General features: G+C 66.6%; 16 protein-coding genes. 7 read left to right on the top strand and 9 right to left on the bottom strand.

Features of this window, described 5'->3' with window-relative positions; all coding sequences use genetic code 11:
* Positions 1-3: 3 nt before the first annotated feature.
* A complete protein-coding gene (recG, locus tag A7U43_RS20285) occupies positions 4-2,232 on the top strand; it encodes an ATP-dependent DNA helicase RecG (RefSeq protein WP_067998810.1) in 2,229 nt (742 codons plus the stop codon).
* Positions 2,229-2,936 (top strand): HNH endonuclease family protein, encoded by a 708-nt coding sequence (locus A7U43_RS20280; RefSeq protein ID WP_067998808.1) that lies wholly within the window; start codon positions 2,229-2,231, stop codon positions 2,934-2,936. Before recG ends, A7U43_RS20280 begins: the two co-directional genes overlap by 4 nt.
* Before the next feature lie 31 nt (positions 2,937-2,967).
* Here A7U43_RS20280 and A7U43_RS20275 read toward each other — a convergent pair whose 3' ends face one another.
* A complete protein-coding gene (locus tag A7U43_RS20275) occupies positions 2,968-3,585 on the bottom strand; it encodes a TetR/AcrR family transcriptional regulator (protein WP_231963362.1) in 618 nt (205 codons plus the stop codon).
* A gap of 117 nt (positions 3,586-3,702) precedes the next feature.
* Between A7U43_RS20275 and A7U43_RS20270 the strand changes: the two genes are divergently transcribed.
* Complete coding sequence (locus A7U43_RS20270) at positions 3,703-4,191, top strand: nuclear transport factor 2 family protein (protein ID WP_067998804.1); 489 nt, start codon at positions 3,703-3,705, stop codon at positions 4,189-4,191.
* A gap of 67 nt (positions 4,192-4,258) precedes the next feature.
* On the opposite strand, the gene A7U43_RS20265 is transcribed toward A7U43_RS20270, so the two are convergent.
* From A7U43_RS20265 to A7U43_RS20245, 5 genes are read right to left on the bottom strand one after another with little or no spacing between them, the layout of a single operon-like run.
* Positions 4,259-4,666, bottom strand: coding sequence for an ATP-binding protein (locus A7U43_RS20265; RefSeq protein WP_067998802.1), 408 nt, complete (start codon positions 4,664-4,666; stop codon positions 4,259-4,261).
* Entirely contained in the window at positions 4,659-4,994 is a 336-nt protein-coding gene (locus A7U43_RS20260) for an STAS domain-containing protein (RefSeq protein ID WP_067998800.1), read from the bottom strand. The genes A7U43_RS20265 and A7U43_RS20260 overlap by 8 nt, the downstream gene beginning before the upstream one ends.
* Positions 4,991-6,982 (bottom strand): glycosyltransferase, encoded by a 1,992-nt coding sequence (locus A7U43_RS20255; RefSeq protein ID WP_067998798.1) that lies wholly within the window; start codon positions 6,980-6,982, stop codon positions 4,991-4,993. Before A7U43_RS20255 ends, A7U43_RS20260 begins: the two co-directional genes overlap by 4 nt.
* Complete coding sequence (locus A7U43_RS20250) at positions 6,979-8,214, bottom strand: PP2C family protein-serine/threonine phosphatase (RefSeq protein ID WP_067998796.1); 1,236 nt, start codon at positions 8,212-8,214, stop codon at positions 6,979-6,981. Before A7U43_RS20250 ends, A7U43_RS20255 begins: the two co-directional genes overlap by 4 nt.
* On the bottom strand, positions 8,204-8,980 hold the full coding sequence (locus A7U43_RS20245; protein WP_231963361.1) for a glycoside hydrolase family 26 protein: 777 nt from the start codon (positions 8,978-8,980) through the stop codon (positions 8,204-8,206). The genes A7U43_RS20250 and A7U43_RS20245 overlap by 11 nt, the downstream gene beginning before the upstream one ends.
* Positions 8,981-9,177: 197 nt before the next feature.
* Between A7U43_RS20245 and A7U43_RS20240 the strand changes: the two genes are divergently transcribed.
* Positions 9,178-9,555, top strand: coding sequence for a BlaI/MecI/CopY family transcriptional regulator (locus A7U43_RS20240; protein ID WP_067998791.1), 378 nt, complete (start codon positions 9,178-9,180; stop codon positions 9,553-9,555).
* On the top strand, positions 9,552-10,466 hold the full coding sequence (locus A7U43_RS20235; protein ID WP_067998789.1) for a M56 family metallopeptidase: 915 nt from the start codon (positions 9,552-9,554) through the stop codon (positions 10,464-10,466). The genes A7U43_RS20240 and A7U43_RS20235 overlap by 4 nt, the downstream gene beginning before the upstream one ends.
* A 41-nt stretch (positions 10,467-10,507) precedes the next feature.
* On the opposite strand, the gene A7U43_RS20230 is transcribed toward A7U43_RS20235, so the two are convergent.
* Complete coding sequence (locus A7U43_RS20230) at positions 10,508-11,713, bottom strand: L,D-transpeptidase (protein WP_067998787.1); 1,206 nt, start codon at positions 11,711-11,713, stop codon at positions 10,508-10,510.
* 118 nt (positions 11,714-11,831) lie between these two features.
* On the opposite strand from A7U43_RS20230, the gene A7U43_RS20225 reads away from it, so the two are divergent.
* On the top strand, positions 11,832-12,491 hold the full coding sequence (locus A7U43_RS20225) for a DsbA family protein (RefSeq protein WP_082902229.1): 660 nt from the start codon (positions 11,832-11,834) through the stop codon (positions 12,489-12,491).
* A 50-nt stretch (positions 12,492-12,541) separates the two neighbouring features.
* A complete protein-coding gene (locus A7U43_RS20220) occupies positions 12,542-13,303 on the top strand; it encodes a serine hydrolase (protein WP_068003268.1) in 762 nt (253 codons plus the stop codon).
* Between the two features lie 4 nt (positions 13,304-13,307).
* Here the strand turns inward: A7U43_RS20220 and A7U43_RS20215 are convergent, their stop codons facing one another.
* Together A7U43_RS20215 and A7U43_RS20210 are read right to left on the bottom strand one after the other, a co-directional pair.
* A complete protein-coding gene (locus tag A7U43_RS20215; RefSeq protein ID WP_067998786.1) occupies positions 13,308-13,964 on the bottom strand; it encodes a TetR/AcrR family transcriptional regulator in 657 nt (218 codons plus the stop codon).
* Positions 13,961-15,568 (bottom strand): serine/threonine-protein kinase, encoded by a 1,608-nt coding sequence (locus A7U43_RS20210; RefSeq protein ID WP_067998784.1) that lies wholly within the window; start codon positions 15,566-15,568, stop codon positions 13,961-13,963. The genes A7U43_RS20215 and A7U43_RS20210 overlap by 4 nt, the downstream gene beginning before the upstream one ends.
* Positions 15,569-15,591 lie beyond the last annotated feature (23 nt).

Genomic DNA, 15,591 nt, shown 5'->3' with positions numbered 1-15,591 from the left:
ACCGTGGTTGCGCTCAACGATCTGCTCTCGCCCATCGTCGGCGCCAAGGCCGCGGACAAGCTCGAGGAAGCCTTCGGCATCCGTACCGTCAATGACCTGCTGCGCCACTACCCGCGCAAGTACAGCGACGGCATGAATGTCCGCGAGGAGGGCGAAGAGATCGAACTCGAGGAGGGCACCCACGTGACCTTCGTCGATGTCATCACCGCCACCGAGGTCCGCCAGATGAAACCGCAGCCGGGCAAGCGGCCCCGCAAGCTCCTGCGGGTCACCCTCGGCGACCGGAACCCGCCCATCACCGCCACCTTTTTCAACGCCGACTATCTGATCGGCAGCCTCACCGAGGGCACCAGGGTCATGCTCTCCGGTGAGATCGGCTACTTCAGGAAGACGGTTCAGCTGTCGCATCCGGCGTTCCTGGTCATCGGGGCGCCGGGTGGGCGCACCATCGGGACCCGGTCGTTCAAGAAGATCGCCGACGCCTCCGGGGAGTCCGGCTCCGATGTGTTGGCCGCTTTCGAGCGTGAGTTCTTCCCGATCTACCCGGCGACGAAGAAGCTGCAGAGCTGGGACATCTACGCCTGCATCTGCCAGGTGCTGGCCGTGCTCGACCCGATTCCCGAACTTTTGCCGAAAAGCTTTCTGCAGCAGTGGAATTTGATGTCCGAGGACAAGGCGCTGCGCGGGGTGCACGTGTCGGAGAACGCCGTCGAGCGGGCGGCGGCGCAGGAGCGGCTGACCTACGACGAGGCGATTGGTCTGCAGTGGGCGCTGGTGTGCCGGCGCTACGGTGAGCTCGGTGAGACGGGGCCGGCGGCACCGCTGCGCGCGGACGGATTGGCAGCCGCCCTGCAGAAACAGCTGCCGTTCGAGCTGACCGGCGGGCAGCGCGAGGTGCTCGAGGTCATCTCCGGCGAACTCGGCAAGTCCCGCCCGATGAACCGGATGCTGCAGGGCGAGGTCGGTTCCGGCAAGACCATCGTGTCGGTGCTGGCGATGCTGCAGGTGGTCGACGCCGGTCTGCAGTGCGCGCTGTTGGCGCCCACCGAGGTGCTGGCCGCTCAGCACTATCGCTCTATCCGCCAGGTATTGGGGCCGCTGGCGATGGCCGGTGAGCTGGGAGCCGCGGACGGCGCGACCGCCGTCACACTGCTCACCGGGTCGATGTCACCACAGCAGAAACGCCAGGCGCGCGACGAGATCTATTCCGGCACAGCAGGAATCGTGGTCGGTACGCACGCGATCATCCAGGAGTCGGTGGAGTTCCATCGGCTGGGCATGGTGGTGGTGGATGAGCAGCACCGGTTCGGTGTGGAACAGCGGGACCGGTTGCGCGCCAAAGCCAGCGGTGGGATCACTCCGCACCTGCTGGTGATGACGGCGACACCGATCCCGCGCACCATCGCGCTGACGGTGTTCGGCGATCTGGAAACCTCGACACTGCGTGAACTGCCACGCGGACGCCAGCCGATCACCACCAATGTGGTGTTCACCAAGGACAAACCGTCCTGGCTGGACCGGGCGTGGGCGCGCATCATCGAGGAGGTGGCCGCAGGCCGTCAGGCCTACGTGGTGGCCTCGCGCATCGACGAGGAACCCGACAAGAAGAACGCCTACGAACACGGACCACCGCCGGTCACCGTGCTGCAGGTGCTGGAACGACTGCGCACCGGTCCGCTGGCCGGCCTGCGGCTCGGTTTGATGCACGGCCGACTGGCACCCGAAGAGAAGGACGCGGTGATGTCCGCGTTCCGGGCCGGCGAGATCGATGTGCTGATCTGCACCACCGTCATCGAGGTCGGCGTGGACGTGCCCAATGCCACCATGATGGTGGTGATGGACGCCGACCGGTTCGGTATCAGCCAGCTCCACCAGTTGCGGGGGCGTATCGGGCGCGGCCAGCATCCGAGCCTGTGTTTGTTGGTAACCAGGATGCCGGAGAGCTCCAAGGCCGGTGAGCGGTTGCGGGCCGTGGCGGGCACGCTGGACGGATTCGCCCTGGCTGACCTCGACCTGCAGGAACGTCAGGAGGGAGATGTGTTGGGCTACAACCAGTCCGGGCGTCTCACCACGCTGCGATTCCTGTCACTGGCCGACCACCTCGGGATCATCCAGGATGCCCGCAGCTTCTGCGAAGCCGCATACCTGGACAACCCGCATCAACCCGGTCTGGATGTGCTGGCAGCGCCGTTCTCCGACTCCGATCGGGTGCAGTACCTGGACAAGTCGTGAAGCGGATCGGCCTGTTGGGTGCCGGTGTCGCGCTGGCGGTTGTGGTGGCCGTGCAGGTCAACACCGAGCCCGGCGCCGGCTCGGCGCGCTACGTTGCGCAGGCCGATACCCCGACGATCGCTGCGGGCGTCGATGTGCTGGCCGGGGTGGTCGAGATCCCGGTACGGGTACCCGGTTACGACTACCGCCGCGACGCGTTTGGCGATTCCTGGGACGATGACAATGACGCTCCCGGTGGACACAACGGCTGCGACACCCGCAACGACATCCTGGACCGGGATCTGGTCGAGAAGACCTACGTGCCGATCACCCGCTGTCCCACTGCGGTCGCGACCGGCACGCTGATCGATCCCTACACCAATGCCACCATCGCGTTCGTGCGCGGCAACCAGATCGGCGCGTCGGTGCAGATCGACCACATCGTCCCGCTCGCGCTGGCCTGGGATCTCGGTGCCCGCAACTGGTCTGACGAACTACGGTTGCGATTCGCCAACGACCCGGCGAATCTGCTGGCCGTCGACGGGCCGACCAACCAGGACAAGGGGGACAGCGAGCCCGCAGTGTGGATGCCGCCGAACCGGGCGTTCTGGTGTCAGTACGCGGTCCAGTTCTCCGCGGTGCTGCGCGGGTACGGCCTGCCCGTCGACGCCCCGTCGGCGCGGGTGCTCCGGGAGGCCGCCGGTACCTGTCCGAGCGGCGAATAAGGGAGCGTCTATTCGTGCGTGGCGGTTCGTCTCACGCATCCTTCAGCAGCGTTGACGCGATCGTCGTCAACGCTCGCACCGCCGGTATTGCGTCACGCTGGCACTGCGCCTGCACAACGGCACCATCGATTGCCACGCCGAGAGCCTGTGCCGTCCGGGTACGGTTCGGACCCGGCGGAAGCGTCGCCTTGATCGCGGCGACCATATCCGCCTTGTGGCGAGTGGCGATGGCATAGACCTCGGGCAGTTCGGGGCCGATCTCATTGACGCTGTTGATGAAGGCGCACCCCCGGAAGGAGTCCGCCGTCAGCCATTCCTCGACCGCAGCGACCACGGCGACCCGGCGCCGACTGCCGGCAGCGTGGCGGGCAAGCGCATCGACAAACCAGTCCATCCAACGGCGATGTCGTAGATCCAAGAACGCCAGTATCAGTGCGTCCTTGCTCGGGAAATGGCGATAGAAGGTCACCTTGGTGACGCCGGCTTCGGCGATCACCTTGTCGATGCCGGTAGCTCGGATTCCGTGGCGGTAGAACAGTCGATACGCGGTCGCCAGAATCCGGTCCCGAGCCGGCAAGGTCGGCACATCAACCGGCGGATCAAGAGTCTCAGAGATGCTCACACCGCCATAGTAGACAGTTCTGTCCACATAGTCATGAGTTCTGGTGGACAACTCTGTCTACATGTCGTACGGTTGCGTCCATGTAGACAGGTACGTCTACATAGACGAGACCGCTTGACCCAACCTCCTAGGGAGAACACGACCATGACTACGAACACCGCCGTCACCGCGAAGCCGCCTGTCCCACCGTTCACCGAGAAATCGGCCATCATGAAGGTCCGGCTCGCTGAAAACGCCTGGAACAGCCGTGATCCGCAAGTCGTGGCGCAGGGCTACTCGATCGACAGCGTCTGGCGCAACCGCTCGGTGTTCCTGGCAGGCCGAGCCCAGATCATCGACTTTCTGAGCAGCAAGTGGGACCGCGAACACGAGTACCGCCTCATCAAAGAGCTGTGGGCGCACAGCGAGGACCGCATAGCGGTCCGCTTTGCCTACGAATATCGCGACGACTCGGGTCAATGGTTCCGCGCCTATGGCAACGAGAACTGGCTCTACAACGAACACGGCCTCATGACACACCGCCACGCCAGCATCAACGACGTGCAGATCGACGAAGGTGAGCGCAAATTCTTCTGGGACCGGAGTGCATCACGACCGGAGGATCACCCGAGCTTGTCTGACCTCGGTTTGTGATCACGCGTTTCCCGACCTTCTCCAGGCTGTCGACCTAGATCGGCAACTCGACCGCCACAGGCGCGATCTAGGTGCGGCTGTGCACCAATGTCCAGTGGTTGCCCTCGGTGTCGCGGCGGTAGGACAGCTCATCGAGTACCCGGAAGGCGATCGCGAGTCCCCGCCCGTGTTCGGACATCTCATCGGGCAGCTGTACGCGGCTCAGGTCCATGGGTGCCGGATGGCCATCGTCGGTGAACACGGCGCGAACGGTATCGGCCGTCAGCTCGATCGACATCCGCATGTGTACCGGCTGGCCGTCGCCAGAATGCTCGATGATGTTGGCGCCGATCTCTCCGGCGGCCAGATCCATGTGCAGGCGCACGAGCTCGGGGACCTCGTGGCAGGCCCACGCCCGATCGAGAGTCTGCTGGATGTCGGCCAAGGTGTCGGGACCGGTGATCGTATCCAGCACGAATGGCTCTGGATCAGTCATCGAATGCGGTGCCGGCGTCGGGATGTGCGCGCAGTACGCGGTTGAGGTTGGTCAGCTCGAGGACTGCGATCACCTGACGGGTGGGTGCGGCGATCCGTAGGTCACCGCCGGCCTGCCGGGCGACCTTGAGCCCGGAGATCAGGGCGCCCAGACCGGACGAGTCGATGAAGTCGACCGCGCTGAGGTCGACCGCCACGCGAGTCTGCCCGCCCTCGACGATCGTGTGCAGTTCCTTGCGGAGTGTGGGCGCGGCAACCATGTTCAGACGCCCGGTCGGCTTGACCACGACGACCCCGGACGGCTGCGTATGGGTGGAGAACTGGCTCATGGAACTCCTTCTCGATCGGGGGCCTCGGGTTCGTGGCCCCGGTAGCGGACGGCCTGGAACACCACGCTCAGGATGACAATGTCGAACAGCACCCAGAACAGATTCACACCGACACCCAGCACCGAGATGGCGCCGAAGTACAACTGGACGATGCCGATCACCGATGCCACGACAAGCATCGCGATGGCCATCAGTTGCCATTTGACGAGGTGCCATGGGATGGCATCGACCGATTGCTTCGTCTTCGGGGTGACCGCAAAACCCAACGGCCTGTCGAAGTAGACGTTGCGGAATGCGGTGACGCACGCCCGGATCCACACCGGAAAGAGCGCGAGGCTGTACTGCTGACCCCGCCAGGTCGGGGTGCCGCGACTGATAATGATGAACATCATCTGGTTGAGGATCAGGAACGGAATCAACCGCCCGAAGAAATCCCAGCTGTATGCCTGCACCGGCATGATCCCGAAGATCAAGAAGATTGCCGGGGCGGCGATATAGGCCAGCGCGGCGAATCCGGCCAGGTAGCTCCACATCGTCGCCCAATACATCAGGCGCTGTCCGATGCTCAAACCCTTGAGCAGCAGCGGGTTCTCCCTCAGCATCACCTGGACGGTGCCCTGCGCCCAGCGCAGCCGCTGGGTCATCATGGTGCGCACGTCGTCGGGCGCCAAGCCACGCGCCAGCACCTCGTGGTGGTATGCCGATTTCCAGCCCTGGGCATGCAGACGCATACAGGTTGCCATGTCCTCGGTCACCGAGATCGTGGCCATCGGCAGAACCGGCTGCGCTTCGTCATCGCGTCCGACGTCCACCGCTCGGACCATGGCGCCGATCGACTCGATGGCGCCGAGCGGGGACCACTCGCGGCTCGCAAGCGAGGTGAGCGCCGCATCGTCGAAGATGACGGCGGCGGAGGTGTGTTCGGGATCCTCGAGCAACGCGGTGATCACCTCCAGGTCGGCGCGCATCGCGGTGACATCCGCGTCGACCACCGACCGGGCGGCGGCCTCCACCCGCTGTTGGAACTCGAAGGTGATATCGGCCAATTCGCGTTTGCCGTGCAGCTGCTTGCGGGCGGTGGCGGTCGCCTCCCGGACCGACTGCAGCGCCGCCTGCGCCGCGGGGTGCTCGGAATCTGCCTGCGCGGACGCAGTCTTGAGCATCTTCCCGGCCGCGTACAAGGTGCGTTTGATGCCGTCCTCGACGGCCCGGACATAACCGCGGATTCCGAGTTGCATCAGCGCTTCGCGGCGCAGTACCGCATTAGATCCGCAGAAGTAGGCGGCATTCCACCCGTCCTTGCCCTGCTGGATCGGTCCGTAGAACAGCGGTGCCTGACTGCCCAGCGGATCGCTGAAGGGCACATTGTGAAAGTACTGGGGCGTCTGCACCAGAGCCATCCGGGGATCTCGGAAGTAGCCCAATGTGTGGTCCAGGATCCGGGGGTCGGGAACCTGGTCGGCGTCCAGGACGAGGATGTACTCACCCTGGGTCTCGAACAGCGCGTTGTTCAGATTGCCGGCCTTGGCATGGCGTGGCTTGTCCTGCCAGTGGGCTGACCTGGTGACATAGCCCACGCCCAGTTCTTCGGCAGCGCAACGAAGTTCGTCGCGGTTTCCGTCATCGAGAATCCAGGTGCTGTGCGGATAGCGAATGGCGAGGGCCGCGCGTGCGGTGTCCAGCACCATGGCGATGGGCTCGTTGTAGGTGGTGATCAGCACATCGACGGTGGCGCCCTCGGGGGGCGGGGGTGGCGGGTGTCGCCGCAGCACCCGCCACATCGTCATCGCGAACAGCAACGAGTCGATGACGCTGTAGGTCTCGGCCAGCACCAGCGGCACCGCGATCCACCATGCCGACCAGTTCAGGGAGGATGTCCAGCGCCAGATGATGTAGTTGATCCCGAGCAGCGCCGTGCACAGGATCAGCAGCCGCAGCCACGGCGAAGGGAGTCGCCCGACGTCGGAATTCGGCAGGCGGTGCGTCATAGCGGCTCGCGGCGGACGGCGACGAGCGTGACATCGTCGAGGGGTTGTTGGGCACCCGACAACCCCCGGATGCGGCCTATCAGCTCGGCAGGGTCGGTGCATCCAGCGACGAACTGTAGCGCGGGCCGGACATCGCACCCGTCGCTGACCAGATCCAGCACTCCGTCGGAGGCGAGGATGACACTCTCGCCGGGCTCAAGGCGTATGCGTCGAGACGTCCAGGCGTCTTCGGGGGAGACGCCCAGCGGGAGACCATCGCCGCGCAACTGTGCGACCGACCCGTCGCTGCGGATGTGCACCGCGAACCCGTGGCCGGCATCGACGTAATCCAGCAGACCCTCGCCGGTGTGCAGCATCATGTGCACCAGGGTCACGAAACTGTCGGTGCTGGACAGGTCATCGGAGATCTGGCGGGCCACCGCGGTCACCGCATCGGCAATGTCGGACTCGGCGCCCGATCGTTCGACCGCCCGCGACGCCCCGCGCAATGCCGAGCGCACCGTCGCGGCGAGAATGGCCGCCGCCAGGCCCTTACCCATGACATCGGCGAGGGTGAACACCACACCACCGGGCACCGGGTAGTGGTCGTAGAAATCGCCGCCGACCGCGTAGGCGGGCACGCAGAGCGCATGCACGGTATAGCCGGGCAACTCGGCCAGCGGTGATGGAAGCAGCTGGCGCTGGACGGCGGCCGCGCGCTCCAGGTCATCGGTGCTCTGCAGCTCGCGTTCGGCCCATGCCGCCAGCTCCACAAAGGTGCGCCGCTGTCCGGCATCGAAGGTGCGGGGTTGGGTGTCGTATACGCAGAAGGTGCCGACCGCGTGTCCGTTCGGGCCGTACAACGGATAGCCGGCGTAGAAACGGATCCCGCCCTCGGCGCGGATGGCGGGTAGCTCGGCGAACTCGGAGCGGCGGGTGTCCTCGATGACCAGCAGGGGGCTGAGGTCCTCGTCATAGCTGCGGGCGATGGTGGCCTGGCATATCGTCTGCTCGCGCGGAATGCTGCCGTCGAGATCCAGCCCGTCAGCCTGTTTGAACCATTGGCGGTCGGCGGCGATCAGGGACACCGCCGCCATCGGCACCCCCAACGCGCAGCGGGCCATGCTGGTGACCCGGGCAAACCGGTCTTCCGGCGGGGAGTCCAGCAGATAGAGCTGATCGACCGCGTGCACCCGCTCGGCTTCCACGGCGGGCGGCAGCACAAACCGGGTGGACAGCGGTTCAACGCTCATCATCGCCCCCCAGCGCACTGCGCATCGCGGCCGCCGACCGGGGCGTGCTGGCGATCCGCCAATCGGTTTCCTTGTCGTGATCGAACCAGATGAAACCCGTCACGTCAGGCTGGTCACGGACGTAGTCGACGAAGGCGGTGATCCAGTGTGGTTTGCTGCCACCGGATTCGGCGCAGCCGACCTCCGAGATCAACACGGGCCGGCCATCGGCCAGGCCGACGATCTGGGCCAGCGCGGCGTCGAAGATCTCCTCGGCCTCGCGCCATGAGCTGCCGGGCCGGGTGGTGCCCCAGTTGTAGCCGTCCACGCCGAAGGAGTCGACGAACTCATCACCGGGATACCAGTCGGTGAGCGAGTTGTGGTGCGTGAGCGCCGCGTCCACGCACCACATCCACCGCACGTTGGTGGCCGCGGCGGCGATGGCGTGGACGCGACGCCAGGTCGCCACGTAATCCCGGGGTGTGGTGCCCCCGGCCGGGCTCCACGGATACCAGCTTCCGTTGAATTCGTGGGCAAAGCGCAAACACACCGGATGTTGCCAATCTCGCAACTGCGTGACCCACTCGTGCACAAAATCGTCCAGAGCGCCGCTCGCCAACCGGCGCATCGTGTCGGGTCCGCGGTCCGTGCACGTCCACGGCTCCCAGGTGAGCACCGGTTCGGCGCCCCATCGGTGGGCGGCATCGAGCTGTGCCGCCGGCGCGGCGGACGCGAAATCCTGGTACCAGAGCAGGTATTGCGGGCGTCGGCCGACCAGGGCGCTCACGGCAGCAATCTGCTCGGTGTCGCATGGGCCCCCCGGCGTGGTCATGCCGAACTGCGCCGAGTGTCGCCCTTTCCCCACCAAGGTGAGGTTAGGCGACCAGGGACGTGTGCCGCGCCGAATCTGAGAACCGATTTCGCGATAGATTGGGCGTACAGGGCCGGAACCGCGCAGACCGGCAGCAAAGCCCGGAGGTGTGCATGCAGCAGCGAGGCTTCGGCGACCTCGAGGCCACGGTGATGGACCGGGTGTGGGGCCGCGAGCATGGTGTCACGGTTCGCGAAGTGTTCGAAGAGCTCACCGATGCCCGCCAGATCGCCTACACCACGGTGCTTTCGACCCTGGACAATCTGCATCGCAAGGGTTGGGTGCGGCGCGAGCGGGAGGGTAAGGCCTACCGCTATTGGGCGACGATGACGCGGGAGGAGCGGTCGGCGAATCTGATGCGCGCCGCCTTCGAGGCCGGTGGGAAACCCGAGGCCGTGCTGGCGTTCTTCGTCGAACAGATGTCGGCCGACGAGTCTGCGCAACTGAAGGCGGCGCTGCGATCCTCGAGCACCCAGAAGCGCCGTCAATGACTGCCGCGGTCTACCTGCTCGGCTACGGCGTACTGGTGACCTGGCTGGCGCCGCCGCTGCTGTCCCGGCTCACTCAGGGTGGGCTGAACCCGCTTCTGAGCGTGACGGCCTGGCTGACCGCCGTCATCGGCGTGCTGGTGACCTGGGCGGTCGCCATCACGTTGTTCACGGTCAACGGGTTACGAGCTCTGCCGGACTCGCCGGTGCTCGTCGTCTGCCTGGAACTGCTCGGCCTGCCCGAACAGGTCGCCACACCCGGGTTACCGGGACTGCTGTTCGCCGTCGCCGCCGGCGTGATCGTGTCGGTCGGTGTGGGACTCAAGGTGGGCAGATCGGTGCTCGGACTGCGCTCACGCAGCCACCGTCACGCTCATACCGCCAGATTGCTCGGGGTGCCGACCGATCGGCCGGATGTCTTCCTGCTCGACGCCCAGCGGCCCGCCGCGTACTGCGTCGTGGGCCGGCCGAACGCCATCGTGGTGACCACCGCGGCGGTGCAGCGCCTCACCGGGCCCCAGTTGGATGCCGTGCTCGCACATGAGAACGCCCATATCGCCGGGCGCCATCACCAGGTGCTGATGGTGTTGCGGGCGCTGGCGGCGACCCTGGGGCACCTGCCGCTCTTCCCGAGAGCCGCGGTGGCGGTCGGCGAACTGCTCGAGATGTGTGCCGATGACGCCGCCGCGCGCCGGCACGGTAGCCGGGCGTTGGTCGCCGGGATGATCGAGTTGGCCGGACCCGTGCAGGCGGCCGGTCTGGGCGTCGGCGCCAGCGCGATCGCGGTGCGGGCCAACCGGCTACTCGTCCCGCCGCGGCAGGCCACCGTGCGCCGTCATCGCCTGCTGGCCTCGGCGACCATCGCCGCGACCGCCGCCGCTCCGGTGATCATCAATCTGATCTGCCACCACTGATCCCCGAGTCGCTGCACTCCTGCCCGCCGAACCACTGGCGATCAGGCCGCGGCGTTACCCGCTTTCCACTGCTCCCACGGGATGTTCCAGTCGCCGAGACCGTCGGTGCCGGGCAGCGTCGCCCCGACGGTGTTGACCACCTCGACGATGTCACCGGGTTTGGTGTTGTCGTAGAACCATTTCGCGTTCTCGGTGCTGGCGTTGAGGCAGCCGTGACTGACGTTCGCCCGGCCCTGACTGCCCACCGACCACGGCGCGGCGTGCACGAAGATTCCGCTGTAGGACATCCGGGTGGCCCACTTGACCTCCGTGCGGTACCCGTCGGGCGAGTTCACCGGCACGCCGTAGGTCGACGAATCCATCACCATGTCGGCGAGGCGCTCGGCGACGATGTAGCTGCCGTTGTCGGTGGGGGTGGAGTCCTTGCCCATCGAGATCGGCATGGTCTTGGCCACTTCGCCGTTGACCCGCACCGTCAGCGTCTTGGTGGCGTCGTCGGCGGTCGCAATGACCTCGTCGCCGATGGTGAACCGGGTGGTGACATCGTCCTGGCCGAACAGCCCGTCGCCCAGATCCACGCCGTAGGTCTTGACTCGGACCTCCACCGTGGTGCCGGGCTTCCAGTACTGCGCGGGTCGCCAGCGGACCTCACGACCGTTGAGCCAGTAGAACGCACCCTCCACCTCGGGTGTCGTGGTGACGGTGATGGCCCGTTGCGCCGCGAGGCGGTCTCCAATGACCTCGTCGAAGTTCACCGAAATCGGCTGGCCCACACCGACCACCGCACCGTCGCCGGGCGTGACGTAGGGCATGGTCAGGTTCTGCGGGGAGTGGGTTTCGAAGGTGGCGCTGGTATGGGTCACCCCGCCCAGGCCGAACGCATCGGCCTCGAGCGTGTACTGCTTGTTGTATCCCAGCGGTTCGGCGGAGCGCCAAGAGACACCGTCGGGGCTCAATTCACCTTCCACAACCCGGCCCTGCGCATTGACCAGCCGCACCTCGCCAAGCACGCCTGCCTCGACACTGACGGTCACCGGTTGCTCGACCGAGACCCCGATGGCGCCGTCGCGCACCGATGCCTTCAAGGTGGGAACGAGCAGATCTCCGTAGGGCGTGCCCTTGTTCGATACCGTCTGCGCCTGCGGTGGCGCGGGAGCCGAGGTGCAGGCCGTCAACCCGGTCAGCACCGCCAGTACGGTGACCACGGCCAGCAGGCCGGTTGCCCTCACTCGCGTCGCGCTCCTCATCCCCGTTGTCCTGCCGTCCGTCGAAGTGCCCGTGCGCTAACATTCTACGTACTAGCTACGTAGATGCACGTCAAGGCCGCGCGGCGCACCGTGAGCCGTGCGGCGGGGGAGAGATGCCGTGTTGAAGACCCGCGCGGGCCGCGTCTGGGTGACCGCCGTGGCCGTGCTGGTGATCGTTGCCGTCGGTGTGGTGGTGCTGGCCACCCGTGGCGATGATCGTCGCGCCGCCCAGAGTCCGGCCACCGGCGCCGTGGCGGTGGTACGCGACAGTAGCCACCGCCTCAACGATCCGCAGGATGCCCGGGTGACGTTTGTCGAGTTCCTCGACTTCGAATGCGAAGGCTGCCGGGCCGCCTATCCCATCGTCGAAGACCTGCGCGACGAGTACGGCGACCGCGTCGAATTCGTCCTGCGGTACTTCCCGCTGGCGGGTCACGTCAACGGCGAACGCGCCGCGCGCGCCGTGGAAGCCGCCGCGCAGCAGGGCAGGCTGGAGGCGATGTACCAGAAGATGTTCGACACACAACCGGAATGGGGCGAACGGCGCACGCCCGCCGACGACGTCTTCCGGGGCTTCGCCGCGGGTCTCGGACTCGATATGGCGGAATTCGACGCCGCCTATACCGACCCGGCAACCCTGGAGCGCATTCGCGTCGATCAACGTGATGGCGAGATGCTGGGCGTGCGGGGCACCCCCACCTTCTTCATCGGCGACGAGCAGATCCCGGTGCAGCGATCCGAAGATCTGCGCGATGCCATCGACAGGGCGCTGGGGTGAGACGCTGCCGCGCGCTGGCCGTGCTCTGGATGCTGTCGGTGAGCCTGGTCATGGCTCCGGTGGCCTCGGCAAGTTGCACCACCGAAGGCCACGAATGTGTCCTCCGGCAACGCATTTCTGCGGCCGAGGCGTACCTCGCCGACCGCCCGGGCACGGTCGGTTTCGTGCTGCGTGACCGTGTCACCGGTGTGCGCTACCGCAGTGCCGCGGCGGGGACACCGATCTGGACCGCGTCGACCATCAAACTGGCGATGGTGGCCGACTTGCTCAGCCGCGAGCAGGCCGGCGCCTTGCGCCTCACCGCCGCCGACCGGGAACAGATGGCCGCGATGTTGCGCCGGTCGGACAACTCCGCGGCGGACTCGCTGTGGTCGCGCTATGGCGGGACGGCGAATGTGTTCAATGCGAACTTCTCCCGCTACGGGATGACGAACGTGGCGCCCCAGCCGGGATTCGGGGACGTCTACCCGTACTGGGGCTTCCAGAAAGGTACCGCGGACGATTTCGACGCCCTGATGAACTACGTGCTGACCGGACTCACGCCGGCCAACTCCGCCGCCGTGATCGCCGAGATGCAACGGGTGGATGCCGCGCAGCAGTGGGGTGTTTGGGGTGCCGGCGCCGCGATGGCCCCCGGCAACAAGAACGGCTGGTCGCAGGAGGAGGGCGGCTGGGTGGTCAACACCGTCGGATTCGCCGGACCGGGCCAGCGTTACACCTTGGCCATCATGAACGGTCTCGGTGGCGAGGGCGGCTACGACGACGGGGTCGAGACGACCACCGAGCTGTCCCGAATTCTACTGGGCCCGTAGGCTTTCACCCTGCCGGCTGCCAGCCGTGCATGGCCGTGTCCATCTGATCGTCATCGAGCGCATCGACGGGCAGCGGGGTCTGGCCGTCGCGGTGACGCAGACCATCGAGTAACAGCGCGACATAGCGGCGCCACAGGTCGGGTTCCACATGGCCGGCCCATTCACTCACGGTGCCGGCCAGCAGACTGAGGATCGGCATGTCGGTGTGTTCGGCATCCGCCCGCAGATGTCCGTCGGCGCGGGCCCGTTCGAACAGTTGCGAGATCGGCGGCACCAGGCGGGATCGGGCGCATTCGACAGGGTAGCCGCCGTAGGCGGTGCTGTAGACCATCTGCCGTAGTCCCCGATCGCTGGCCGTCAGCTCGCACAGCTGCTCCACGAACCAGACGAAGCCGTCCCACGAGTTCGGATGCTCCAATGCAGATTCGGCGAGCGCCACCATCTGGTCGATGGCGCTTTCGAAGATCGCGTCGAGCAGTTCCTGTTTGGTGGCGAAACGTCGGTAGACCGTGCCGACCCCGACGTGCGCGTGCTCCGCCACGTCGTTGAGGGTGGCCTCCAGGCCCCGCTGGGCGAACAGATCGCGGGCGGCGTCGAGCACGCGCTGCCGATTGCGTTCGGCATCCCTGCGCAGCGCGCGGCGGGGTGCGGTGGCCGTCACGGCGGAAACACCTTGGCGATGCTGCCGTCCGGATTGAGCTGCATGAAGCCGGTTCCGGGGGCGGTGGAGTGGATCGCCAGTTCCAGGCCGCCGCCCTCGGCGCCTTCGATGATGAGGTAGCTCTCCGAGCCGACCGGGGCGCCCGTGTGCCGGGGCGCATCCGCGAGGACTGCGGCCACTGCGGTCGCGTCGATCTGGCTGAGGTCGGCCAGGTAATCGAAGGCGCCCGTCGACATCGGGGAGCCCCAGTCCTGCCAACCGTCGCCGCGGTAGGTGAAACTCTGCTCGACCTTGGAGTTCGTCGGGTCAGGCCGGTCGTAAACCGCATAGGTGGGGTAGACCACCAGGGAAAATCCCATGGTGTCGCCGAACTTGTCGCGCATCGTCTGCAGCAGGCCGGACAGGCCTTCGGCGGTCTGCATCTGCGACGGGTTCACCGGCGTCGGTGTCGCGGTCGGCGGATTGCTCTGCGGTGCAGTGGTATTGGTACTACCGTTGCGGCTGCGAGTTTCAGTCGCGCTGGCGATCTGCTGACCCGGCGCGGGATCGTCGTCACCGCTGAGAACCAGAACCGCCGCGGTCACGGCGACCGCCAGCATGGCCGCCAGGCCGATCGGGATCAGGATCGCCGGCCCCCGCCACCAGGGCCGGGCCGGTGTGGGCGGTTGCTGCCAGTGCGGCGCGGGTGCCGAGGGCCAATGCTGTTGATGGGGGGCGGGGGTGAAACCCGACGACGGATAGGGGATCGGTACCGGCCAGCCGGGTGCGGTGGGTTGCCCGGCGGCCGCGGGCGGCGGGGCCACGGCGGCCCGCGCGGCGATCGCGAGATCCCGGGTGCTGGCGTACCGGTGCTCGGGATTCTTGGCCATGCCGGTGGCGATGACCTGGTCCATTTGGGCGCTCACCGCCGGCTGCATGGCCGAGGGCCGCGGCGGTGCAAGGGTGAGGTGCCCGGTGATCTGGCGTTCCACACTGTCGCCCGGAAAGGGCTGTGATCCGGTGAGGCACTCGTACAGCACGCAGGTCAGGGCGTACACGTCGGCGCGGGCGTCACAGGTGTCGGTGGACAGTCGCTCGGGCGCCATATACGCCAGGGTGCCGATGGTGGACCCCGTGCTGGTCAGTTTGGTGGCCCCGGCCGTGCGGGCTATCCCGAAGTCGATCAGGTACGCGAAATCCTCGTCGGTCACCAGGATGTTGGATGGCTTGACGTCGCGGTGCACCAGCCCGACGCGATGCGCGGCGTGCAGCGCCGCCGCGATCTGCTCGGTGATGGCGACCGCGCGCGGGACGGTCATCGGCCCCGTCTCGAGCAACTCGTGGACAGTCCTGCCCTCGATCAGCCGCATGGTGACGTAGAGACGTCCGTCGATCTCGCCGAAATCGTGGATCGGCACGATATGCGGTTCGTCGAGGCCGGCCGCCATCTGGGCTTCGCGTCGAAATCGCCGTTGGTAGGTGTCGTCGTCGGCGAGGTTCGGGGGCAGCACCTTCAGCGCGACGACCCGGTTCATCGCGGTGTCGTAGGCCTGCCAGACCTCGCCCATGCCGCCGCGGCCCAGCACCTTCACCAGGCGGTATCGGCCGAACGGCGTCCCTTCCACGGGCTAACCATAAGGCAAGTGGT

It is taken from the genome of Mycobacterium adipatum, from assembly GCF_001644575.1.
In the GTDB taxonomy this organism is placed as follows: Bacteria; Actinomycetota; Actinomycetes; order Mycobacteriales; family Mycobacteriaceae; genus Mycobacterium; species Mycobacterium adipatum.
This window is presented reverse-complemented; position numbering and strand designations above follow the sequence as displayed.